The sequence below is a fragment of the Cupriavidus sp. U2 genome (genome assembly GCF_009663685.2).
Lineage (GTDB): Bacteria > Pseudomonadota > Gammaproteobacteria > Burkholderiales > Burkholderiaceae > Cupriavidus > Cupriavidus necator_C.
In genome coordinates this window covers 18,569-41,531 of the sequence record NZ_RCOG02000032.1, presented here as the reverse complement: position 1 = coordinate 41,531, position 22,963 = coordinate 18,569, and the positions used below count along the sequence as shown (strand labels likewise).

General features: G+C 66.9%; 16 protein-coding genes and 1 pseudogene. 2 read left to right on the top strand and 15 right to left on the bottom strand.

Annotated elements, in window-relative coordinates:
* Positions 1-64 precede the first annotated feature (64 nt).
* The 7 genes and pseudogenes from D9X30_RS24495 to D9X30_RS24465 all read right to left on the bottom strand — a co-directional run bounded on the left by D9X30_RS24495 (position 65) and on the right by D9X30_RS24465 (position 11,111).
* Positions 65-1,774: an MBL fold metallo-hydrolase gene (locus D9X30_RS24495; RefSeq protein ID WP_502799684.1), complete on the bottom strand. Its 1,710-nt coding sequence runs from the start codon at positions 1,772-1,774 to the stop codon at positions 65-67.
* Positions 1,775-1,877: 103 nt separating this feature from the next.
* Positions 1,878-4,247, bottom strand: a complete 2,370-nt coding sequence (locus tag D9X30_RS24490; RefSeq protein WP_249641079.1) for a DNA polymerase II — start codon at positions 4,245-4,247, stop codon at positions 1,878-1,880.
* A 36-nt stretch (positions 4,248-4,283) separates the two neighbouring features.
* Positions 4,284-4,655: pseudogene (locus D9X30_RS24485) on the bottom strand (anti-sigma factor domain-containing protein); the annotation flags it as partial.
* On the bottom strand, positions 4,589-6,346 hold the full coding sequence (locus tag D9X30_RS24480) for an efflux transporter outer membrane subunit (protein WP_153947701.1): 1,758 nt from the start codon (positions 6,344-6,346) through the stop codon (positions 4,589-4,591). The gene D9X30_RS24480 and the pseudogene D9X30_RS24485, both read right to left, overlap by 67 nt.
* A gap of 22 nt (positions 6,347-6,368) precedes the next feature.
* A complete protein-coding gene (locus D9X30_RS24475; protein WP_153947700.1) occupies positions 6,369-8,357 on the bottom strand; it encodes a glycosyltransferase in 1,989 nt (662 codons plus the stop codon).
* A 2-nt stretch (positions 8,358-8,359) separates the two neighbouring features.
* On the bottom strand, positions 8,360-9,697 hold the full coding sequence (locus tag D9X30_RS24470; protein WP_502799695.1) for a hypothetical protein: 1,338 nt from the start codon (positions 9,695-9,697) through the stop codon (positions 8,360-8,362).
* Positions 9,698-9,770: 73 nt separating this feature from the next.
* A complete protein-coding gene (locus D9X30_RS24465) occupies positions 9,771-11,111 on the bottom strand; it encodes an HlyD family secretion protein (RefSeq protein WP_153947699.1) in 1,341 nt (446 codons plus the stop codon).
* Between the two features lie 1,142 nt (positions 11,112-12,253).
* On the opposite strand from D9X30_RS24465, the gene D9X30_RS24460 reads away from it, so the two are divergent.
* Positions 12,254-13,486, top strand: a complete 1,233-nt coding sequence (locus D9X30_RS24460) for an MFS transporter (protein ID WP_153947698.1) — start codon at positions 12,254-12,256, stop codon at positions 13,484-13,486.
* 197 nt (positions 13,487-13,683) lie between these two features.
* Positions 13,684-13,965, top strand: a complete 282-nt coding sequence (locus D9X30_RS24455; RefSeq protein ID WP_153947697.1) for a hypothetical protein — start codon at positions 13,684-13,686, stop codon at positions 13,963-13,965.
* Here D9X30_RS24455 and D9X30_RS24450 read toward each other — a convergent pair.
* The 8 genes from D9X30_RS24450 to phaP form a co-directional block, all read right to left on the bottom strand.
* The gene (locus D9X30_RS24450; RefSeq protein ID WP_092599712.1) at positions 13,955-14,833 is read right to left on the bottom strand and encodes a carbohydrate ABC transporter permease; all 879 of its coding nucleotides are present in this window, start codon (positions 14,831-14,833) and stop codon (positions 13,955-13,957) included. The two genes, D9X30_RS24455 and D9X30_RS24450, sit on opposite strands and share 11 nt — an antisense overlap.
* The gene (locus D9X30_RS24445; RefSeq protein WP_153947834.1) at positions 14,830-15,729 is read right to left on the bottom strand and encodes a carbohydrate ABC transporter permease; all 900 of its coding nucleotides are present in this window, start codon (positions 15,727-15,729) and stop codon (positions 14,830-14,832) included. Before D9X30_RS24445 ends, D9X30_RS24450 begins: the two co-directional genes overlap by 4 nt.
* Positions 15,730-15,799: 70 nt before the next feature.
* On the bottom strand, positions 15,800-17,122 hold the full coding sequence (locus D9X30_RS24440) for an ABC transporter substrate-binding protein (protein WP_153947696.1): 1,323 nt from the start codon (positions 17,120-17,122) through the stop codon (positions 15,800-15,802).
* Between the two features lie 34 nt (positions 17,123-17,156).
* The gene (locus D9X30_RS24435; RefSeq protein ID WP_153947695.1) at positions 17,157-18,257 is read right to left on the bottom strand and encodes an ABC transporter ATP-binding protein; all 1,101 of its coding nucleotides are present in this window, start codon (positions 18,255-18,257) and stop codon (positions 17,157-17,159) included.
* A 64-nt stretch (positions 18,258-18,321) separates the two neighbouring features.
* Positions 18,322-20,058, bottom strand: coding sequence for an IlvD/Edd family dehydratase (locus D9X30_RS24430; protein WP_249641078.1), 1,737 nt, complete (start codon positions 20,056-20,058; stop codon positions 18,322-18,324).
* Between the two features lie 219 nt (positions 20,059-20,277).
* Entirely contained in the window at positions 20,278-21,585 is a 1,308-nt protein-coding gene (locus D9X30_RS24425) for a DUF445 domain-containing protein (protein WP_228770887.1), read from the bottom strand.
* Between the two features lie 7 nt (positions 21,586-21,592).
* A complete protein-coding gene (gene phaZ, locus D9X30_RS24420) occupies positions 21,593-22,435 on the bottom strand; it encodes a poly(3-hydroxyalkanoate) depolymerase (RefSeq protein ID WP_153947694.1) in 843 nt (280 codons plus the stop codon).
* 62 nt (positions 22,436-22,497) lie between these two features.
* The gene (gene phaP / locus D9X30_RS24415) at positions 22,498-22,944 is read right to left on the bottom strand and encodes a TIGR01841 family phasin (RefSeq protein ID WP_228770886.1); all 447 of its coding nucleotides are present in this window, start codon (positions 22,942-22,944) and stop codon (positions 22,498-22,500) included.
* Positions 22,945-22,963 lie beyond the last annotated feature (19 nt).

Here is a 22,963-nt window from a genome sequence, read left to right as displayed (position 1 = left end):
CGCTGGCCCTCTCCCCCGGCCCCTCTCCCGCAAAGCGGGAGAGGGGAGAAAACCGCTTCCAGTCCTACAGCAGCTTCCAGACGCCCTCGGCCTCGCTGGCGACCCCATCGGCCTCCAGCTTGCGCAGGTGGGCCATCAGAGAGCGCAGCGCGATCGGATGCCTGGTGACAGGAACGTCGTCGTAGACGCTGGCCACCAGCGTGCCGGCGTCGGCCGGCGCCAGCGCCCGCAGGGCGTTCATCACCTTGGCTTCGCGCTGCATGCGGTGGCGGATCAGCAGCCGGATCGCGTCGTGCGGGCGCGGCATCAGGAAGCCGTGCCCCGGGGCGATCCATTCGATATCCTCGTCCAGCAACGCCTGCAGCGATGCCAGGTAGGCGCGCATGTCGCCATCGGGCGGGTTGATCACCACCGTGGACCCCTGCATCACGTGGTCGCCAGTGAACAGCGTCCTTTCCTCTTCCAGCAGGAAACACAGGTGGTTCGACGCATGCCCCGGCGTGTGGATCACGCGCAGCGTGGTCTTCGGACCCAGGGCGATGCGGTCGCCGTGCCTGGGCTGATGGTCAGGCCGGAAGGTCTGGTCCTGGCGATCCACTACGTCGGTGGTGCGGCCCCAGACCGGCGCGGCGGTGGCCTCGCGCAGGCGCACCGACCCCGGCGAGTGGTCCAGGTGGGTATGCGTGACCAGAATCCATTTCACGGGCCCGGGCGCGGCGGCCATCACGGCGTCGAAGTGGGCGGCGTCATCGGGGCCGGGGTCGATCACGGCCCACTGGTTGTCGGCGCCGGCCACGAAGTAGGTGTTCGTGCCAGGCCCGGTCATCACGTTGCCGTTGTTGGCCGTCACGCGCCAGACCCGTTCCGACAGCTTGACCGCGAGGCCCGGTTCCAGCGTGTAGCGTCCGTGGCCTGCGCCATCCGGGTCGATGCGGGCGATCTCGGCGTAGCTGGGCTCCTCCGGCATCACAGGGCGCTGGCCCTTGGGGCCATGGGCCAGGCGCGGCATCACCAGCGCGATATTGCGCTGCTGCCGCGCGTAGTCGAAACAGGCCTGTGCCGTCCCGAAATGCGCGATGGACTGCAGGATCTTGCGTGTGGCATTGACCAGCGTGAGGTTGTTGGCCGGGTCCACCACGTCGGCCGGCCGCATCCAGCGGTGCTCCACGGCCTCCACGCCATCGTGGATCGCGGTCTGCCCGGCGGGCAGCACGGCCATGAAGAAGCGCGTGTCGAACCGCTTGGGCAGGCCCGGCGGCGTCAGCCAGTAGGCGCAGTAGGCCAGTTTGTCGACCGCCAGCCGCAGGCCCAGCATGTCGCACACATGTTCCAGGCCCTTGCCGCCGTAGCTGGCCGCCTCGCGCAACTGCTGGTGGACGTCGGGGCCCAGGTCGTCCAGCCGCACGATTTGCCCGCTGGCGTCGTAGGCAAACAGCAGGTTGGCTTCCTCGAACGCCTCGCGCACGGCGCAAAGGTAGTAGTCCAGCCCGTTGGCCGGCACCTGCAGCCGCGCGCTGGCCGCCGCGTCGTCCAGGCCGGCGCACAACGGATGCAGCGTGGCGTCCTGGGCATCGAGCACGCCACCCGGAAATACGAAGGCGCCGGCGCTGCGGTCGTCGTCGCGCTGCGGGCGGCGCATCATCAGGATTTCCATGCCCTGGGGCCCGTCGCGCAGCACGAGCATGCTGGCGGCGAAGCGCATGGCCTTGGCGTGGAGGGCGTTGGCGGATGGGGTGGAGGGCGTCTGGGCGGGGGAGGTCGGGGCGGCGGACATGTGCGGCGGGCGAAGTCTCTTCGGATTCTCTTATCGGCAGATTCGGCCCATTCTAGCGGGTCGGGCGGTGCCGCGACGCAGCAATGAGCCCGCCCGTGTGCAACTACTGGGTAAACAGGGCCATCTGGCCGGTCAGCAATGTCTCGAAATCGTCGTCCAGGAACGGCAGGATGGCGTCGGCGATTGGCTGCAGCTGGCGGGTGACATAGTGGTCATAGTCGATCGGGGCGGCGCGCGTTTCCAGCGGCTCGGGGCCGGCCATGGTCATCAGGTAGCTGATCCAGCCGCCGTTCTGGTACTGCCTGGGGCGCCCGTGGCGCTCGTTGTAGTCGTCCGCGATGCGCGCCGCGCGGACGTGCGGCGGCACGTTGCGCTGGTATTCGTCGAGCTGCCGGCGCAGGCGCTTGCGGTAGACGAGCTGGCCGTCGAGTTCGCCGGCCAGCGTGCGCCGTACCGTATCGCGCACGTAGTCCTGGTACGGCTCGCGGTTGAAGATCTTCTCGTACAGCGTCTGCTGGAACTGCCGGGCCAGCGGCGACCAGTCGGTGCGCACCGTTTCCAGGCCCTTGTACACCATTTCGGGCCGGCCGTCGGCACGCACCACCTGGCCCGCGTAGCGCTTCTTGCTGCCCTGGTCCGTGCCGCGGATGGTCGGCATCAGAAAGCGCCGGAAGTGCGTTTCAAATTGCAGTTCGAGCGCGCTTTCCAGCCCGTAGGTCTGCCAGAGATGGTCGCGCCACCAGTCGTTGACGTACGCCACCAGGCTGCGGCCGATCTGCGCCGCGTCGTCCTCGGTGCGGGCGCGGCGCAGCCACACGAAGGTGGAGTCGGTGTCGCCGTAGATCACCTCGTAGCCGCGCGCTTCGACCAGTTCCCGGGTCTGGCGCATGATCTCGTGCCCGCGCATGGTGATCGACGATGCCAGCCGCGGGTCGAAGAACCGGCAGCCGCTGGACCCCAGCACGCCGTAGAACGCGTTCATGATGATCTTCAGCGCCTGCGACAACGGCTTGTTCCTGTCGCGCTTGGCTGCCTCGCGGCCCTGCCACACGCGGGCGACGATGGCTGGCAGGCAGTGCTTCGTGCGCGAGAACCGCGCGCCCCGGAAGCCGGGCACGGAATCGGCATCGTCGGGATGCGCCAGGCCTTCCACCAGCCCGATCGGGTCGATCAGGAAGGTGCGGATGATCGACGGATACAGGCTCTTGTAGTCGAGCACCAGCACCGATTCGTAGAGCCCCGGCCGCGAATCCATCACAAAGCCGCCGGGGCTGGCCTCGGGTGCCTTGTCGCCCAGGTTAGGCGCGACATAGCCCTGCCGGTGCATCAGCGGCATGTACAGGTGCGTGAACGCCGCCACCGACCCGCCGCTGCGGTCGGCGGGCAGGCCCGTGACCGTGGCGCGCTCCAGCAGGAAGTGCAGCAGTTCGGTCGCCTCGAAGATCCGCGTCACCAGTTCGCAGTCGCGCAGGTTGTAGCGCGCCAGCGCCGGCTTGTCTTCGGCAAACATCCGGTCGATCTCGTCCATGCGGTCGTACGGATTGTCGATGGCCTTGCCTTCGCCCAGCAGCGTGCGCGCCACCGCTTCGAGGCTGAACGACGGAAAGCTCCACGTGGCCGAGCGCAGCGCCTCGATGCCGTCGATCACCAGCCGGCCGGCCGCGCCCGCAAAGTAGTGCTGCTGCCGGTTGTGCTCGCGCCATTCCATCTCGGCGCCGCCCCGGCCGAGCCGCAGCGGGATCTGGTACTGCTTCGCATGTTCGCGCAGCACGCGCAGGTCGAACTGCACCAGGTTCCAGCCGATGACGGCATCGGGATCATGACGGGCCAGCCAGTCGTTGAGCCGTTCGATCAGCTGCTGGCGTGTGGCGCAGTATTCGAGCGCAAAGTCGATGTCTGCGGCGGCGTTCTGCGGGGCAGGCCCCAGCATGTACACCTGCCGCTGGCCGCAACCTTCCAGGGCAATCGAATACAGGTCCCCGAACGCGTTGGTCTCGATGTCGAGCGAGACCACGCGCAGCGTGGGCCGATAGTCGGCGGCCGGCTTCATCTGCGCGTTGCGCAGCACACCGTCGGCGCCGGCATCGCCGTCGAACCAGACCGGTGCGGTGATGAACCGCTCCATCAGGTAGCGTTCGGGCGGCCGGACATCGGCTTCGTAGACGTCCACGCCGGCGTCGCGCAGCGACCGCTCCAGCTGCATCAGTTGCCGGTGCTGCGGGCAGTAGAGCCCCAGCACCGGGCGGCGCTGGAAGTCCTGCAGGGCCAGCGGGCGCAGTGACACATCGCGCTCGCCCTGCAGCAGGGCTTCGGCGACGGCACGCTGTTCTTCGGGGATAAAGGCCGTGGAGGGCTGCCACGGCAGGCGCAGCCGGCGCGGCCCGTCGTCCGTGGCGAGCCAGAACTCGACCTCGGTGCCGGCCGGGGTGTCGCGCCAGTGTCGGGTCAGGATAAAACCCTGCTGAAGAGCCACGCTGCAAAACCTTGGGGATTGTTTCTGGCGTGGATTTTAGCGGAGTCGGGCTGGCGTGCCGCTGTGGCGTGTCAGGCAGGGCAACGGACCCTGGAATACCACCGGCCCGCTGGCTGCGTCGCGCTGGGGCGATCCGCCGGGCGGCTCCACGCTGACCGCCAGCGCGGCGATATTGGCGGGTAGCGCGTCGAGCGGCAGGCGCACCTCGCGCGCATGGCCGAGCACGCCCGGCGATATCGGCTTGCCGCCCTGAGGCAGCGCCCAAAGCAGCAGCGCCTGCTGGGACGTCAGCGGCAGATGTTGTCTCCCCTCTCCCATTGATGAGAGGGCCGCCTGCCTTGCTACGATCCCGAACCTGCCACCGCGGCTGCGGGCCCCGGTGTGGCGGGTTTCGCGGTGACGTCGGGTGCCGACCTCAGATCCGCGGGGATCGCCGGATCTGGGGCCTTGCGTAGCGGCTGTGGCTGCGGTTGCGGCTGAGGGGCTGGCGCGGCCTGCGCGAGGGGGACTGGCGCCGGCTGGGGCGCACGGGCCTGTGCGACTGGCGCGGCCGGAGCCGGAGCCGAAACTGGCACTGGCGCGGCCGCCTGTGGCGCAACGGCCCGCGCAGGCGCCGGCTTGCCCGCCACTGGCGGCTGGGTGTTGACGGTCTGCTGCGACCATCCGCCGCCCAGCGCCTTGTATAGCTGCGCCCGGCTGGTCAGGCGCGCGAGCTGGATCGTCACCAGCTTCTTTTGCGCCTCGTACTGCTGGCGCTGGGCGTCGAAGACCGGGAAATAGTCGTCCACGCCGTTCTTGAAGCGCATCTCGGCCAGCCGCCGCGTCTCGGCCACTTCCTTCTCCAGCGATTGTTGCGCGGCGGTCTGCCGGTCGTACGTGCCACGGGCGGCCACGCCGTCGGCCACCTCGCGGAAGGCGCCCTGGATGGTGCGCTCGTACTGCGCCACGTTGATGTCCTTGCGGACCTTCGATGCGTCCAGGTTGGCCTGGTTGGCGCCGGCATTGAAGATCGGCAGCGTGATCTGCGGCGCAACCGCCCACGCCGCGCCTCCCGTGAACAGCCCCGCCAGCGTGGTGCTGGCCAGGCCGACTCCCGCGGTCAACGAGATCCGTGGGAAGAACGCCGCCCGCGCGGCGCCGATATTGGCATTGGCGGCCTTCAGCCGGTGCTCGGCAGCCATGATGTCCGGACGCTGCTCCAGCAACTGCGAGGGCAGGCCGGCTGGCAGCTCCGCCACGAACGAGTTGTCGCCGAACGGCTGCGGCGGCGGCAGGTCGGCCGGGATCGGGCCGCCGATCAGCAGCGACAGCGCGTTTTCGTCCTGCGCCACCTGGCGCGTGAACTGTTCCACGTCCACGCGGGCCGTTTCCACCTGGGTCTGGGTGCGGTGCTGGTCGATGGCGGCCATGCCGCCGGCCGCCTTGCTCTTGCGGACCATTTCCGACGCATCTTCCTGGATCTTGAGCGTGTCTTGCGACAGCTTCAGCAGTTGCTGGTCGGCCTGCCAGGTCAGATAGGCGTTGGCAATTTCGCCCACCAGGCTGATTTGCGTGCTGCGCCGCACTTCTTCGATGGACAGGTACTGCTCCAGGGCTTCGTGCTTGAGGCTGCGGATGCGGCCGAACACGTCGAGTTCGAACGACGAGAAGCCGACGCCGGCGCCCCAGGCGTTGATCACCGGGTCCTGGCCCGGCGGGCGCAAGTCGCCGGTCAGACGCGTGCTGCTGAAGCCCAGGCTGGCATCGACGGCCGGGAACTGCGCCGCGCGCCGGATGCGGTAGTACGCGCGGGCCTCGTCGATCGACAGCGTGGCCACGCGCAGGTCGCGGTTGTTGGCAAGGCCCAGTTCGATCAGCCGGCGCAGCCGCGCATCGGTGAAGAAATCCTGCCAGCCAAGGTTGGCGGCCTGCACCTGCGACTGCGGCGCACCGTTGGCGCCTTGCGTGGTCTGGTAGGCCGGGCCGTCGGGGTAGGCGTTGGGCACGGGCGAATCCGGGCGCTCGTACTTCGGTTCGAGCGTGCAGGCGGCCAGTGCCAGCGGCAGCAGGATGCCGGCGCTCCAGCGCAGAGACGGCAGGCGTGCGGGAGAAAGGCGCATTGTTATCGTCTTCATATGTGAATCAACCTGTGAACGCGCGGCGCAGCAATTGCACGATGGCCGTGCCAGGCAGGCCGCGATGCGCGATGTTGTGAGGGGGCTCGCTGAACAGCAGGCGGATCAGCCGGTGCCGCGCCGCCATGTCGGGAACCAGCGCGATGCCGATCAACTGGCCGTCGGTGCGTGCCACGCGGCACGGTACCCAGCCCAGCGGCGCGAGCCAGAAGGCCCCTACGGCACCGGGTTCCACCCGTGTGCCGCTATGCGATTCGAGCGCGACGCCGTTGCATGACAGGTCGCGCGTGACGCCTTCGACCTCGCGTGAAATGCCGTCGGCGCCGTAGAACTGCAGGCGTCCGGCCGCACGGAACGGGAACCGCTCCTCCTTGCGCGGGCGCGGCAGTTCGAAGCAGACCAGCATCGACGCCAGGTAGAGCATCATCGACACCAGGGTCCAGACGACGTTGAACATGGTGCCGGGCGCGTTGCCGTCGGCGGCCACGGCGCGCGCCAGGCCCATTGCCGACAGGAAGAACAGGCTGCCGTAGAGCAGCGCGAACTTGCCGTGCACCGTCAGCCTGGAGCGGTCCAGTCCCTTGTTCGTCACCTTGAACGGGCGGCCGAACGGCTTGAACATGGCGCTGGCCAGCGTGGCCGTGACCGCCATCGCCGCCACGATCTGCGTGACCTCGGTGAAGATCGGCATCGCGCGCGACCCGGTGATCCAGATGCTGTACGCCCAGTACAGCAGCAGCGCCGGCACGCCGTAGGCCAGGAACTGCATCGGGTCGCCATAAAGCGTGGGCACGTTGAAGAACCAGTAGAGCAGCGGTCCGAGCAGCAGCATGATCGTGAACGGACGGCTGACCCAGTGCAGCAGGCCGTGCACATAGTGCAGGCGCTGGCGCAGCGTGAAGCCGCGGCCGCGCATGGGCCCGTCGGCGGTCAGGGCCACCTGGATCGTGCCCAGCCCCCAGCGGCTGCGCTGGCTGATGTACTCGGGCAGGCCTTCGGCGGACAGGCCCACGCTGAGGCGCTCGTTGAGCCAGCGCGTGACATAGCCGAACGGCATCAGCTTGTAGGTCAGGTGGATGTCCTCGGTCACCGTGCCGGTGGGAAAACCGCCGATATGGGCCAGCGCCTCGCGCCGCACCACGAACGACGTGCCGATGCAGAACGCGGTGTCCCAGGCGTCCTTGGCCGGCTGCATCACATCGAAGAACGCGCGCTGTTCGTCCACCCAGCATTCGGTGGAGCGCAGGTTGTACTGGATGGGGTCGGCGTTGTAATAGAACTGGGGCGTCTGCACCACGCCGACGCGCGGGTCGTCGAACAGGCCGATGATGCGCAGCAGGATGTTGCGGTTGGGCGCGAAGTCGGCGTCGAGCACCATGATGTAGGGCGCGCCGCCATCGCCCTGGGCGCTGTGATGCAGCCCGTTGTTCAGGTTGCCGGCCTTGGCGTGGGTGTTGTCGGGCCGGGTCACGTAGTTCACGCCGACCGTGCGGCAGAAATCGCGGAGCCAGTCGCGGCGGGTGTCGTCGAGCACCCAGACGCGGAAGTTCGGGTAATCGATGGCCTTGGCCGCGACGATGGTCTTTTCCAGGACGTCCAGGCCTTCGTTGTAGGTGGCGATGAAGATGTCCACGGCCGGCGCATCGCGGTCGCCCCGCAGGCGGGCCTCGCTGGCATCGGCCTCGGCCGAGTGGTCGGTGGTGCGCGTGAGCGTGACGATCGAGATCAGCGTGTAGAGGATCGTCAGCGTTTCGAAGCCCAGGAATACATGGGCCCAGATGCTCGGGAACTCCATGCGCCATTCCGGCAGCGTCTCGGTGACGCGCCAGATGTAATACACGATCAGCAGGACCGCCGCCGCCAGGCCGAAAAGCCAACGGTCCGCAGCGCGTTGCCGGTTGCCGCGCAGACACAGCACGGCCACCAGCAGCGCGCCCGCATTGATCTGCACGAGCATGCTGCTATCGAGGAAACTTGCAAAACTCGCGGCGAGCATCGTTACTCCTTGGGTGGATTGTCGGGGGGTGCCGCGGCCTGGTTGGCCGTGGCACAGCTCGCGCCCCGGCAGCCGCCTGGCTGGAACGGATTCCAGCCGGTGGCGGCAAGCACGGCCCAGGCCGTGGCGCCCAGGTGGGGCAGGTGAAAGTAATAGAAGTCGTCGGTCTTCGAGTCGGGGCCGATCTGCAGCCCCGTGCGAACGCGCTGCTCGGGCGTGGCGAACAGGTAGCCGGACGGCGCACGCTGCGACACCAGCAGCGGCCAGAGCGGCGCGGCCTCGCTGTCGCGCCCCGTCGCGCGCAGCACCAGCGCGGCCTGCCCGGTGCCTTCGGTCCAGATGCCGTCGGGGTTGGCATTGAAGCCGTAGCCGCCCTTGACGCCGTGTTTGGCCCGCGCCCAGCCGAGCGCCCGCTGCCAGGTGCCGGCGGCATCGGGCATGGCAATCAGCGGCCAGAGCGAGGCATCGAGCGCCGAAGGGCCGCCGTTGAGCGAGCGGCCATCGTCACGCGTGCCAATCGCAAAGCGGCCTTCGCCGGGCTGCCACATGGTCTCGACGAACTTGCGCGAGCGATCGGCACCGGTCTTCCAGCGCGGGTCGCTGTCATAGCGCGACAGCCAGCGGAACACCGCGTAGGTGTCGACGTTGTGCTCGGTGGACTTCCAGCCCTGACGCTGCGGCGACGGTTCGTGGCCGAAGTACCCGCCGATGAAGGCGGCGGGCGCGTCGGCGTTGTACGTCTCCTTGTCGACCCAGCCCATCATCGTTTTGGCCGTGTCGAGATAGCGCGTCGAGCGCGTGGCGTCGTAGGCGGCCAGCAGCAACAGCGCGGCCCAGGCCACGTTGCCGGTGGCGGTGCCCACCTGGTAGCGGTCCTCGAACCACTTGTTGGCCTTGGCGTCCCACCAGCCCGGCATCGGCACGGGGCCGTCCGCGGGCATCGCGCCGGCACGATAGGCGTTACGGATGCGGCCGTCGTGATAATGACGATCGCGCGTGACGCCGGCCACGACGCCATCGGCAATACGGCGCCCGGCATCTCTCTGGCCGCACGCGATCAGCGCGATGCCGGCCAGCGCGTTGTCATAGACGAACGCCGACTCCTTGAGCGGGCCGGGCAGCGGATCGCCGCCCGGCGCGGCCTCGTAGCTGGCCAGCATGACCGGCCCGTTGCCCGGGATGGCAGCCACGCGTTGCGTCAGCGTCTGGCAACCTGCGTCGCGCATCTGGTCGCGCGCGGCATCGCCCGAGGCGGGCGCCGCGGACAGTGCCAGCGGGGTGGTGAGCACGGCTGTCATCAGTGCTTCGGTCAGCCGCTTGCGGGCGGCCCGGTATGGCATTCCTGCGGTCGTACGCTGCACGGTAGTCTCCTTCCTGCGGGCGTTGGGTGAATGACTGTGCGATCGGCTCCGATCAGATCAGCCGGCGAAACCACGGGCGGTCAAGGCTGACCTTGGCCCAGTGGCCGAGTGCGCAGCGGTCCGTCTTGCCTGCGCCGGGCAGGTCAGGCAGCGGCTTGTTCAGCTTCGCGATCAGGTACAGCTCGTTTTTCTCGATGGGCGGGAAGGGCACGAAATAGCGCGCCTGGTCGCCATCCGGCGCCCGCGGCAGGATTTCGGCCACCTTGCCGGGCAGCGGCGTGGCCACGCCGTCGACCATCACCGTGACCGGGGCGCCCGGCAGCAGGTCCTTGCTCAGGCTGCGCGGGAACACGGCCACCACGCTGGGGGTGGTGCAGTTGGTGGCGCGCATCAGCGTGGCGCCGGCTGCCACATGCGTGCCCGGCGGCGCGAGCACGTCTTCGACGATGCCGCCGGCATAGGCCTTGATGTCGAGGTTGGATATGCGGTCCAGGCGCTGCTGCTCGGTGTTGACGAGCTTGTCGACTTCGGCGCCGTATTCCTCCAGCTGCTTGATCTCGGCCTGCAACTGGGCGTTTTCGGCCTTCAGCTCGTCGGACCGCTGCGCGAGCGCGCCCGCGGCGCCGTCGGTGTTCGAGGCATAGACGCGGTTGCGCGTGGCGGCACTGGCGCTGCGCGCACCGTTGAGTTCCGCCTCGATCGCATCCTTCTGGCCAGCCAGCACGGCAAGCTGGTTGCGCGATGCCTCGGTGAACGCCGGGCTCACGGCGCCTGCCTGCTGCATGGCTTCGTTGCGCGTGACGACATTGACCTGCGCTTCGATCTGCTGCTGCGCTGCGGCCAGGCGGGCCTCGATGCCCCGGATGCGCGCATCGTTCTGCTGCTGCGCCACCGATACATAGCGTTTGACGTCGCCATTGGTGGCGGCCAGGCGGGCCTGGTTGACTTCGAGTTTCGATCTGGCCGCTTCCAGCCGTTTGTCGTTATCGAGCTTCTTGCCGGTCAGTTCCATCAGCAATGCCCGGTCCATGTTTGGATTCTGCAGCGTCATCAAGGACTGGCCGGCGGTGAAGGCCGTGCCCACCGGCACCAGCTGCTTTGTGACCACACCTTCGACAGGGGTGGTGATCAGGCTGACCGGGCTGTTGACGATCGCGCGTTCCGACGAGCGCACGAAGATATACGGGAACATCACGGAAAGGATGATCCAGATGATGAACCCCACCATCCCGTAACTGGCCAGGCGCGGAATGGCCTGCCATACCGGCCGCAGGCTCAGCGGGCTGCCTTGCTTCGCAACGGCGTCGCGCGGCGGGGTCTGTTGCGGCCGATGCGGCGGCGAGGGCGGTAGCCGCGTTGGCACGGTCGGCTTTTGGTCTGAATTGTTGTCCATGCGAGCTCCCGGATGAAAAAAGGTGGCCACCCACGATCGCCAACGTCGATCGCGGTTGTTAAATTCGCAGACAGCACTATCCCCCCGCACGAGCGCATGCCCGTTCGGTTGGTGCGGTGCTGTACGTCCCCCAACAATTGTTATGCGCCGTTTGCCCCGGGCCGTTGCTACGCCGCCGGGACAGGCGAGTGGACCGTGTGTGCCGATCCATTGAACTGTCCGCACACGCCCAGGACGGGCCGTATGCAGACAGACACTACGAGACGCGACGCGCCATGGAAGCCCACAGCACAGCATCGCCGATTGATGCGATGCAACGCTGGAGCGATTCAAAGTTAGTCAGTTTGGCCTGGGCTTGCTGTAAGAATGTGTAAGGGCTGTATATCGGACCACTTATATCTATCGGTCGTAGAACCACGAAATCGCCTGCATGCAGGAAACCGCTGATTCAGGCGCCGCGCCGGTTAACGCGACGTTAAGGCAACGACGCGGCGGGCAGGTAGATCTTGCAAGCATTCGCCCGGCGCGGAAGTTTTTGCTTGGCGAGAAGTACAAAGCATGACGGCGCGGGCGCATCGCTGCAATGCAACGAAGCAGGGGTCGACGACTGTGTATCAGAGTGTGACGGCGGCCCGTCGAGCGGGGCCGAGAGACCCCGCGCCCGCATTCGAGCCGCTGAACGTACCGATCATTTACATCACGGCGTGATGCAATAAGGTCGGCGCGTGGAGGGTGAGGAGCAAGCATGGCGAAGCGGGTTGGGGGCATCCGCCTCGGGCTGCGGACTAATTCCCGGTCATCGGTTTGCTCATTGCGCTAATCCATTGCGATAAGAAAACTTATCGCAATGAGATCATCAGCCATCCGGAAATACGGCACTTTGACTGGAGGGTCGGAGCAGGGAAGGGCATGCCGCTGGAAGGCAGCTGGGGGAATTCGTTGCAGCGCAACTCCGCCCCACACCCCCCTTGCCCGGCCGCCAAAGTGACCCGTGCGCGCTACCGGCTGCGTCGGCGGCACGCCATCTTCTGCAGGGCAGTGCCTTCTTAGTATTCCCGAGCATACAAAATCCTTGATGATTCAACGAAAATGGCTGGCGCGGTGGCGCCTCCGGCATGCCGCCTGATAACAAGAGCCCACGCATGTCTCGCCTATCCTCGCTGCGCCCCGTCATGCCGATCCTGATCGGTGCTTCCGTCATGCTGTCGCTGGCCATGGGCTTGCGGCAGAGCCTGGGCATCTTCGTGCCGCCGCTGACACGCGATATCGGGATTTCCGTGGGCGATTTCACGATTGCCGTGGCGGTGCAGAACCTGACCTGGGGACTGTTGCAGCCGTTTGCCGGGGCACTGGCCGTGCGGAGCGGATTCCGGCCGCTGATGGTGGGCGGCGCGCTGCTGTATCTGGTCGGGCTGGTGCTGCTGGCCACGGCCCACGGCATGTGGGCGGTGGTGCTCGGTGGCGGGCTGCTGATCGGCATGGCGATGGCCAGTACCGGCACGGCGATGGCCATGGCGGCGGCGTCGAACGCGGTCAGTACCCAGGTGCGCAGTCTCGTGCTGGGCTGCGTCTCGGCGTCCGGCTCGCTGGGCGCGATGATCGCGGCGCCGCTTGGCCAGAGCATCGCGGGCGAATGGGGCTGGCGCATGGGCCTGGCGTCGTTCGTGATCCTGGCGCTGATCATGCTGCCGGCTGCGTGGTTCGGCGGCCGGGTCGACCAGGTGCGGCAGATCCCCACCCACGCGCAGGCAGAGCAGAGCGGCCGGCAGGCGCTGATGACCGCGTTGCGGCATCCGCCGTTCGTGGTCATGGCGCTGGCTTACACCGTGTGCGGCATGCAGCTGGTGTTCCTGACCACGCATCTGCCAGCCTATCTCGATATCTGCGGCATGGATCCGATGCTGTCAGCCAAGGCCCTGGGCCTGATTGGCGGATTCAACGTGCTGGGCAGCCTGTTTTTCGGGTGGGCCGGCGGGCGGGTCAACAAACTGCTGCTGCTCGGCGGCATCTATATTTGCCGGTCGATGGGCTTCATCTGGTTCTTTCATGTCTCGCCGACCCCGGAGACCACGATGGTGTTTTCGGCGGTCATGGGCTTTCTGTGGCTAGGCGTCTCGCCGCTGGTGCAGGGCTGGATTGCCCAGACCTTCGGGCTGCGCTGGCAGGCCATGATTGCGGGCGTGGCGTTTTTCAGTCACCAGATCGGCAGCTTTATCGGAGCCTTTGGCGGGGGCTGGCTCTATGACCTGATGCACGACTATGCGCTGGCCTGGAAGATTGGCGCCACGCTCGGCCTTGCCGTCGGGCTGATCCAGATCGCGTTCGCCTTCCTGGGCAAGACGCAAACGCCGCGTCTTGTGCCGCAGGCGGAATAGGGTCCTTGTCCGGACATGTCACATCGTGATGGTTGGTTCGGGAAATGTCCGAAATGTGCGGATTACGTGCAGTGCCTTGCGATTCATCGACGGGCATAATCGGCCGTTAATGCGAAATCGCTTCGAAACCCGCAGCGATTTCACATGCGGGCAACGGCTTCCCGCACGTTGCCCGCATCTTTCTGACCGCAGGATTCATGGCACTGTCCCCACAACAAAAGCGCCTCGTCCAGTTATTGAACGAGGGTTATACGCTGCGTATCGTCCGATCCCTGATTAATCATTCGCCAGTTCACGCGGAACTGTTTTGCTCAGAAAACTTCTGCGTCGAAACGGTGCAATGGTGGCGGATCGCCAAGATGCTGAGGACGCGCTGCGTCAGCCTCGACACCGGAAATATGGCCGACGCCACGCAAATCGTGGCCGCCGCGCCTGACGCGCCGGATCGGCCCGAGCAGGCCACCGCGGTTATTCCTTGACCGCCCCGGTCATGCCGGACACGTAATACTCGACGAAGAACGAATAGACCACGGCCACTGGCAGCGAGCCGAGCAGGGCGCCTGCCATCAGTGCGCCCCAGTGGTAGACGTCGCCTTCCACCAGTTCGGTAACGATACCCACGGGCACGGTTTTGACTTCCGACGACGAGATAAACGTCAGCGCGTAGATAAACTCGTTCCACGACAGCGTGAACGCGAAAATGCCTGCCGAAATCAGCCCCGGTACCGCCAGCGGCAAGATAATCTTGACCAGGATTTCCCAGCGGGTGGCGCCGTCGATCAACGCGCATTCCTCCAGTTCGTACGGGATCGAGCGGAAATACCCCATCAGCAGCCAGGTGCAAAACGGAATCAGGAAGGTCGGGTAGGTCAGGATCAGGGCCCAGCGCGTATCGAACAAGCCGAGCTGGAAAACGATCGAGGCCAGCGGGATAAACAGGATCGAAGGCGGAATCAGGTAGGCCAGGAAAATCGCCAGCCCCACCTGCTTGGCGCCCTGGAACCGCAGCCGCTCGATGGCATAGGCGGCCAGCACGCTTGCCGCCAGCGACGCGAACGTGGACACCGTCGAGACGATGACCGTATTGAGCAGCCAGGCCGGGTAGGGCGTGTTGAATAGTAGTTTCTTGAAATGAGCCAGCGTCGGCGCCATCACGAAGAACGGATTGGCGCTTTGCATCAGCAGTTCGCCATCGGGCTTGAAGGCCGTGATGCCCATCCAGTAGAACGGGAACAGCAGCACGAACAGGAACACGCCGATCGGGATATACAGCGTCACCCAGCGGCGCGGCACGGATTGCAGGTACTCCATGCCTTGCGATTCGTTTTCCACCGCTTTCGCCTTCATTTGTCGCCCCCCTGCTGCCATGCGCGCCGTTGCAGGCCGAAATACGAAAACAGGATGGCAGCCAGCAGGAAGGGCACCATCATCGTGGCCAGCGCCGCGCCTTCGCCCAGCGATCCGCCTGGAATCGCGCGCTGGAACGACAGGGTGGCCATCAGGTGCGTGGCATTGAGCGGCCCGCCGCGCGTGAGCACGTAGATCAGCTGGAAATCGGTGAAGGTGAACAGCACCGAGAACGTCATCACCACGGCGATGATCGGCGTGAGCAGCGGCAGGGTCACGTAGCGGAACTGCTGCCAGGGCGTGACGCCGTCGATGGACGCCGCCTCGTACAGCGTGGGGGAGATGGTCTGCAGCCCGGCCAGCAGCGAGATGGCCACGAACGGGATGCCGCGCCACACGTTGGCCGCGATGGTCGAGAATCGCGCCAGCCACGGGTCGCCCAGGAAGTCGATATAGCGGTCGATCAGCCCCAGCTTGACCAGCGTCCAGCTGATGACCGAAAACTGCGCATCGTAGATCCACCAGAACGCGAGTGCCGACAACGCCGTCGGAACGATCCACGGCAGCAGCACCACCGCCCGGAAGAACGACTTGAACGGCAGGTTGCGGTTCAGCAGCAGCGCCAGCCACAGCCCCAGCGCAAACTTCAGCACGCTGGCGATCAGCGTGTAGAAGATGGTGTTGAAGAGCGCCAGCTGCGTGACCGAATCGCTGGCCAGGTAGCTGAAGTTGTCCAGCCCGATCCACGCGCCGGGCCGTCCGATCTTGGTGTCGGTAAAGCCCAGCCAGACGCCCAGGCCCAGCGGGTAGGTCAGGAAGAGCAGCAGCAGCACCGCCGTGGGCAGCATGAACAGCAGCCCCAGCGCGTGACGGTTGTCGGACAGCCGGGACAGCATCGAGCGCGGAGCCGGCTGGGCAGGGGGCCGCTGCGAGGCAGGCGGCGTCGCAGCGGTATTCTGCATCGCGTCAGGCCTTGTAGTAACGTTCGGCGCGCTGTGCCGCGCGGGCCGCGGCTTCCTTGGGCGTCTTCGCCCCGCTGGCCGCCTCGGCCACCATGTCGAGCACGATGTAGTCGGCCATGGCCGCCGCCGAGGCCGTGCCCAGCGGGCCCGCATGGCCGTTATCGAGCATCAGCGATGCGGCGTCGCGGTACACGGTGTGCTTCGGGTCGGCCGTCCAGATCGGGTTCGCCTCGTATTCCTTGAGCGGCTGGCTCACATAGCCGATGGCAGCCTCCATCCACGGGTTGTACTGCTCGGGCTCCATCATGAACTGCAGGAAGGCCTTGGCCGCGTTGGGATACTTGCAGTACTTGAAGATCATCATCTGCGTGATCTGCATCAGCTCGGTCGGCTTGCCGCTCTTGCCGATGGGGAAGTGCGCGTGCTGGATATCCTTCGCCATCTCCTGCAGCTTGGGCTCCTTCGAGTTCTTGGCCGCGTAGTAGACCGAGATGCCGTTGGCCGTCAGGCTGACCTGCCCGTCCAGGAACGCCTTGTTGTTCGACGGGTCCTGCCAGGACAGCGTGCCCGGCACGAAGGTCGGATAGAGCTGCTTGGCGTACTCCAGCGCGGCCCAGGTCTCGGGCGAATTCACCACCACCTTGCCCTTGGTATCGACCAGCATGCCGCCGTGCGACCACAGCAGCCAGTGCGCCCAGTTGTTGCCGTCGCCCACGGCCTTGCCCAGCGCGAAGCCGGGCGGCGTGCCCTTGGCCTTCAGCGCCTGGCACAGCTTCAGGAAGCCGGCCGTGTCCTTGGGGATGCTGTCGAAGCCGGCGGCCTTGACATGGCTTTCGCGGTAGACCAGCGCGTTGCCCACCACGCCCAGCGGCACCGCGATCCACTTGCCGTTGTGCATGCCGTACTTCTTGCACACGTCGTACCAGCCGCCATGCTTGTTGCCCAGGTAGGTGGCCACGTCGGTCACATCGACGAGCTTGTCGGGGTACTGCTGCGGATCGTCGAACCAGCCCAGCACGATGTCCGGCCCCGTCCCCACGCTGGCCGCCACGGCCGCCTTGGGCCGTACGTCTTCCCAGCCCTCGTTGTCGATGCGCACTTCCACCCCGGTCAGCTCGCTGAACTTCTTTGCGTTGGCATTCCACAGGTCTTCATCGCCCTGCACGAAACGCTTCCAGCGCAGCACCCGAAGCTTGGCGCCGGCCTCGGGCTTGTACTGCAGCTGGGTGGCGGCGTTTGCCTGGGTGGCGCCCAGTGCCGTGGTGGCAGCCACGGCCGCCGTCGATACCAGGAAATCGCGCCTTGTGAAGTTTCCGGAATGGCTCATTGCTGTGTCTCCTCCATGGTCATGCCAAGGGTGGTTATTGCCGTGCGGCCTGGCGGGGCAGCGCCTGGCCCGATTCGGCGTCGAACAGGTGCGTGTGGTGATGGTCGGGCACCAGATGCAGCGCCTGGCCAGCAGCAAAGTCGTGGCGTTCGCGGAACACGGAAATGAAATCGGTCTCACCGAAGCGCGAGTACACCTCGGTATTGGCGCCGGTCGGTTCCACCACCGAGACCGTGGTCGGAAAGCCTTGGCCCGGCGCGCCGTAGGCCAGATGCTCGGGCCGCACACCGTAGATCACGCGCTGGCCGTCGGCGCCGGCGCCGTTTTCCAGGCGCGCGGGGGCGGGCAGCAGCGTGCCGTCCGGAAACTCGACCCGCGCTTCGCCGTTCTGCCGGCGCAGCACGCCGGGCACGAAGTTCATCGCCGGCGATCCGATAAAGCCGGCGACGAACAGGTTGTCGGGATGGTCGTAGAGCGCCAGCGGGCGCCCGCGCTGTTCCACGCGGCCGTCGCGCATCACCACGATCTGGTCGGCCATGGTCATGGCCTCGATCTGGTCGTGCGTGACATAGACCGATGTGGTGCGCAGCCGCTGGTGCAGTTCCTTGATCTCGGCGCGCATCTGCACCCGCAGCTTGGCATCGAGGTTTGACAGCGGCTCGTCGAACAGGAACACCTGCGGATCGCGCACGATGGCGCGCCCCATGGCCACGCGCTGCCGCTGGCCGCCGGACAGCTGGCGCGGGTAGCGGTCCAGCAGCTGGCCCAGGCCCAGGATGCCCGACGCCTTGTCCACCTTGTCCTTGATGGTCTGCCTGGCCACGCCCGCCAGCTTCAGCGAGAACGCCATGTTGTCGTAGACCGACATGTGCGGGTAGAGCGCGTAATTCTGGAACACCATGGCGATGTCGCGCTCCTTGGGCGGCAGACGGTTCACCACGCGGTCGCCGATGGCAATCTCGCCGCCCGAGATTTCCTCCAGCCCGGCCAGCATGCGCAGCAGCGTGGACTTGCCGCAGCCGGACGGCCCCACCAGCACCGTGAACTCGCCGTCGGGGATGTCGATGCTGACGCCCCGTATGACCTGCGTCCCGCCAAAGGACTTCTGCACATCGCGGATCTGAACCGATGCCATGCGTTGCGTCTCCTTGTCCGGCGCCGCGCCGCGCTTTGGTGGCGGCCGCGCCCGGGGTGGTGCGTCAGTGGTTGTCTTTCGGCACGGCCGCGCCGCTCTTGCCAACCAGGAAGTCCATGTCGGCGCCCAGATTGGCCTGCTGCACGTGCTCGAAGTACAGCCGTGTCCAGCCGCGCTCCATGGGCGGCGCGGGCGGCTGCCAGGCCGCGCGCCGTTTTGCCAGTTCCTCGTCCGATACATGCAGGTGCAGCTTGCGGGCTTCCACGTCCAGCTCCACCATGTCGCCGTTCTGCACCAGCGCCAGCGGGCCGCCGGCGGCGGCCTCCGGCGTGACGTGCAGCACCACGGTGCCGTAGGCGGTGCCGCTCATGCGGGCGTCCGAGATCCGCACCATGTCGGTAATGCCGCGCCGCAATAACTTGGGCGGCAGCGGCATGTTGCCGGCCTCGGCCATGCCCGGATAGCCGCGCGGGCCGCAGTTCTTCAGCACCAGCACGCAGTGCTCATCGACGTCCAGCGATTCGTCGTCGAGCCGGCGGTGCATGTCCTCGCTGTCCTCGAACACCACCGCGCGGCCCGTGTGCTTGAGCAATGCCGGGGTGGCCGCCGACGGCTTGATCACCGCGCCATCGGGGCTCAGGTTGCCGCGCAGCACCGCAATGCCGGCGTGGGGCTTGAAGGGGGCGTCGAAGGCGTGGATGACCTCGCGGTTCCAGTTCGGCGCGTCCTTGCAGTTGTCCCAGAGCGTGTTGCCGTTGACAGTCAGCGCGTCGCGGTTCAGTAGCGGACCCAGTTCGCGGATCACGGCCGGCAGGCCCCCGGCGTAGTAGAAGTCCTCCATCAGATGCCGACCGGATGGCTGCAGGTCGACCAGGCAGGGCAGGGCGTGGCCCAGCGCATCCCAGTCGTCCAGGTTCAGCTTCACGCCGATGCGCCCGGCAATGGCCAGCAAATGGATCACCGCGTTGGTGGACCCACCAATGGCGGCGTTGACCTTGATGGCATTCTCGAAGGCCTGGCGCGTCAGCACCTTCGACATGACCAGGTTGTCCTTGACCATCTGCACGATGCGCCGGCCCGAGGCGCGCGCCAGGATGTTGCGGCGCCCGTCCACGGCAGGAATCGCCGCGTTGCCCGGCAGGGCCATGCCCAGCGATTCGACCATGCAGGCCATCGTCGATGCCGTGCCCATTGTCATGCAGTGACCGTGAGACCGGTGCATGCAGCCTTCGGCCTCGAAGAAATCCTCCTGCGACATATGGCCCGCGCGCACTTCCTCGGACATCTTCCACACGTCGGTGCCCGAACCCAGCTCCTGTCCGCGAAACTTGCCGCTGAGCATCGGGCCGCCCGAAATGCCGATGGTGGGCAAGTCCACCGAGGCCGCACCCATCATCAGCGCCGGCGTGGTCTTGTCGCATCCCATCAGCAGCACCACGCCGTCGATCGGGTTGCCGCGGATCGACTCCTCCACGTCCATGCTGGCCAGGTTGCGGAACAGCATGGCGGTGGGACGCAGCATGGTTTCGCCCAGCGACATCACGGGGAATTCGAGCGGAAAGCCGCCGGCTTCCCACACCCCGGTCTTGACCTGGTCGGCCAGCGTCCGGAAATGCGAGTTGCAAGGCGTGAGTTCGGAATAGGTATTGCAGATGCCGATGACCGGCCGGCCATCGAACTGGTCATGGGGAATGCCACGGTTCTTCAGCCAGGACCGATAGATGAAACCATCGCGATCCAGTCGGCCGAACCAGGCCTGGCTGCGCCTTTTGGGCGGCCCCGGCGGCTTGTCGTCGTTCACTCGGGTCTCCTGCGTTCTGCTTCTTGTCGGGGGTGCAGATCCGGATGCCCGCGACCCAATCCCGCGCCGCACGCATGCCGAGTTGAACGGAGTCTAGGTCAGGGTATCGGACAGGTAAAGTGGTATTACCAATATGCGGTATGGGGCTTTCCCGGATGCCAGCGGGCCGCCGGCCATGACGCGCCGCAACAGCCCGGGGCCTTCGCCGGGCGGGCTGGCTCAGCCCGAGACCAGCCGCATCGCCGCGTGCAGCAGCACGCCCACCATGCCGCCGACGAAGGTGCCGTTGATGCGGATGTATTGCAGGTCGCTGCCGATTTCCGACTCGATCTTGCGGCTGATCTCGGCGGCGTCCCAGCCCTTGACCACCTCCGTGATCAGCATCGGCGCCAGATGCCGGTAGCGGCTTACCGCGAGCTGGACGCAGTGCAGCCACCAGCCGTTCATCCTGGCCTGCAAGGCTGGATCATCGCGCACGCTGGCGCCCAGCGAGGCCACCAGATCGGCCAGCATGGCGCGCGCCAGCGAATCCTGGCGTGCGGCGTCGGCGCTGATCCAGTCGCGCAGCCGTTGCCAAAGCGCGCGGTAGCTGTTCTCGCGCTCCAGGTGGCGCAGCAAATCGCGCATCCATAGGTGGCCGATGCGCCGGTAGCGGTCCGACGTGCGCAGCCTGTCGATCATCGCCTGCACCGCTTCATCGAACTGCTGGCGCAGCGGATGGCCGGGCTCGGTGCGCACCTCGTGCAGCAGCGCAATCACGCCTTCGACGAACTTGTTGACGATGTAGGCATCGAGCCGCACCGGCGTGTAGCGCGACGCCTCGCTGAACTTGGCCTGGAGCAGCCCGGCGTTGTCGGCCAGCCATGCCTCCAGCGCCGTCAGGGCGCGCTCCAGAAGCGGCTGGTGACGCTGGGTGTCGGTCAGGATCTGCAACAGATGGCCGGCGATGCCCGAGACATCGAGCGTACGCAGGCCGGGCAGCGCGCCACGCTGGATCAGGCGGGCCACCTCGTCGTCGTCAAAGACGCGCAGCAGCGCGGGCAGCGTGTCCACGGCCTGGTCTGCCAGCGCGCGGCTATTGCCGGGCGTCGCCAGCCACGTGGCCACCGCCTGCGCGGTGTTGTGCGAGCGCAGCTGGCCGACAATGACTTCGGGCGCCAGGAAATTGCGCTCCACAAAGATGCCCAGGCTTTCGGCAATGCGTTGCTGGTTGCGCGGAATCACCGCCGTATGGGGCACGGGCAGTCCGAACGGATGCCGGAACAGCGCCACCACCGCGTACCAGTCGGCCACGGCGCCCACCGTGCCGGCCTCGGCAAAGGCACGTACCCAGGCCAGCCACGGATAGTGGGGTTGGCCCAGCACGCTGGCCACCAGCAGCGCCAGCATCGCCACCAGGATGCCGGTGGCGATCGCGCGCATGCGGCGCAGGTCGCGGTCGCCGCGGGTGACAGCCTGGCCGGCATCGGCAGGCAGGGCGCCGGACGTCTCCGACCTTGTGGGGGGAAGTCCGGCGCGGTCGCTCATGCGCGGCTCACTGCAGGTCCTGCCGCAGGAACCCGCGGATCACGGGCGCTACCTCCGCCGCCCGCGACACCAGGAACAGGTGACCATCGTCGATCACATGCAGCGTTGCGTGACGGATGCGCGCGACCAGGATCTTGGCGTTGGCCAGCGGCACGATCGGGTCGTCGTTGCCATGCATGACCAGCGTGGGCTGGCGCAGGCCGCCCAGCCACGGCAGGCTGCTCCAGCCCCACGCGGCCAGTAGCTGGTAGACATAGCCGCGTCCGCGCGGCGGCTCGATATGGCGGCTGTGCTCGCGCAACAGCCCAAGGTCATGGCGATAGGCGCCGCCGTACAGATCCCCGCCAATCTTTTCCAGATAGGCGGGATCGGTATAGCGGCGCGGCCCCAACATCCGGGCCAGCACCGACGGCCTGGCCGGCACCATGATCACGCCGGGCGATGTCGCGGCCAGGATCAGCCGCCGGCAACGCCGGGGATACAGGTGCGCGAACTCCTGGGCAAGCGCGCCGCCCCAGGACACGCCCAGCACGTCCACCTGTCCGGTATAGCCCAGGTGGGTCAGCAGCTTGTCGGCCAGCAGGCTCAAGGTGGAGAAGCGATACGGCATGACCGGCGTGGGCGAACCGCCTACGCCGGGAATGTCGAAGATGACGACTTCCACGTCGCCAAGCGCCGCGATCAGCGGCTCGACCAGCTCCAGATTGGCGCCGATGCCGTTGAACATCAACAGGGGCGGGCTGCCGGTGGTGCCGCGGCGGATGGCGACACGCAGCGTCCGGCCGTCCACGTCAATGGTGCGAATATCCAGTTTGCCGCCAGTCTTGGCCTGGCACGCTGCCTGATTCATCGGGTTGTCCTTGTCGCGGGCGCCCCGCAAGCCGCCCGCCGGCATTTCATGAGGATCCGCGATCACTGCGCGGGCTTGAACAGCGCCTTAAGTTCCTCCACATTCTCGGCGATTCGCTTGCTGGCTGCCGACACGCTGTCGGCCTGCGTCTTCTGGGCGATGTCCGCCAGGTCGCGCAGGTTGGCCAGCGACTTCTGCAGCGCGCCCTGCGTCAGTTCCACCGCGCCCGTGGCGGCGCCATTGCCGGCGACGCCCGACTGCATCAGGCGGTCCTGCAGGCCGGACAGCGTGCCGCGCACGACTTCCGCCTGCTTCTGGCTGAACGCCTGCACGCCGTCAAGCAGTGCGAGGTGGATGGCGGCCAGCGCGGCCAGGTCCTTGCGACGCGCTTCGGCAATGGCGCTCACGTCGAGGCCGGGCAGGCCCAGGCGCTGCAGCACGCCGGTGTAGGCGGAGAACAGGGCGGCGGCAGGGTGGGCCGGCGACGATTTCGATGCAGTAGTTTCCATGGTCTTCATGCTAATGGTG

Coding starts and splice junctions, on each gene's coding strand:
- D9X30_RS24425 (WP_228770887.1), bottom strand. CDS start 21,585: ATGAGCGACCGCGCCGGACTTCCCCCCACAAGGTCGGAGACGTCCGGC.
- D9X30_RS24445 (WP_153947834.1), bottom strand. CDS start 15,729: ATGCTGTCCCGGCTGTCCGACAACCGTCACGCGCTGGGGCTGCTGTTC.
- D9X30_RS24465 (WP_153947699.1), bottom strand. CDS start 11,111: ATGGACAACAATTCAGACCAAAAGCCGACCGTGCCAACGCGGCTACCG.
- D9X30_RS24475 (WP_153947700.1), bottom strand. CDS start 8,357: ATGCTCGCCGCGAGTTTTGCAAGTTTCCTCGATAGCAGCATGCTCGTG.
- D9X30_RS24450 (WP_092599712.1), bottom strand. CDS start 14,833: ATGAAGGCGAAAGCGGTGGAAAACGAATCGCAAGGCATGGAGTACCTG.
- D9X30_RS24460 (WP_153947698.1), top strand. CDS start 12,254: ATGTCTCGCCTATCCTCGCTGCGCCCCGTCATGCCGATCCTGATCGGT.
- D9X30_RS24495 (WP_502799684.1), bottom strand. CDS start 1,774: ATGTCCGCCGCCCCGACCTCCCCCGCCCAGACGCCCTCCACCCCATCC.
- D9X30_RS24435 (WP_153947695.1), bottom strand. CDS start 18,257: ATGGCATCGGTTCAGATCCGCGATGTGCAGAAGTCCTTTGGCGGGACG.
- D9X30_RS24480 (WP_153947701.1), bottom strand. CDS start 6,346: ATGCGCCTTTCTCCCGCACGCCTGCCGTCTCTGCGCTGGAGCGCCGGC.
- D9X30_RS24455 (WP_153947697.1), top strand. CDS start 13,684: ATGGCACTGTCCCCACAACAAAAGCGCCTCGTCCAGTTATTGAACGAG.
- D9X30_RS24470 (WP_502799695.1), bottom strand. CDS start 9,697: ATGCCATACCGGGCCGCCCGCAAGCGGCTGACCGAAGCACTGATGACA.
- phaP (WP_228770886.1), bottom strand. CDS start 22,944: ATGGAAACTACTGCATCGAAATCGTCGCCGGCCCACCCTGCCGCCGCC.
- D9X30_RS24440 (WP_153947696.1), bottom strand. CDS start 17,122: ATGAGCCATTCCGGAAACTTCACAAGGCGCGATTTCCTGGTATCGACG.
- phaZ (WP_153947694.1), bottom strand. CDS start 22,435: ATGAATCAGGCAGCGTGCCAGGCCAAGACTGGCGGCAAACTGGATATT.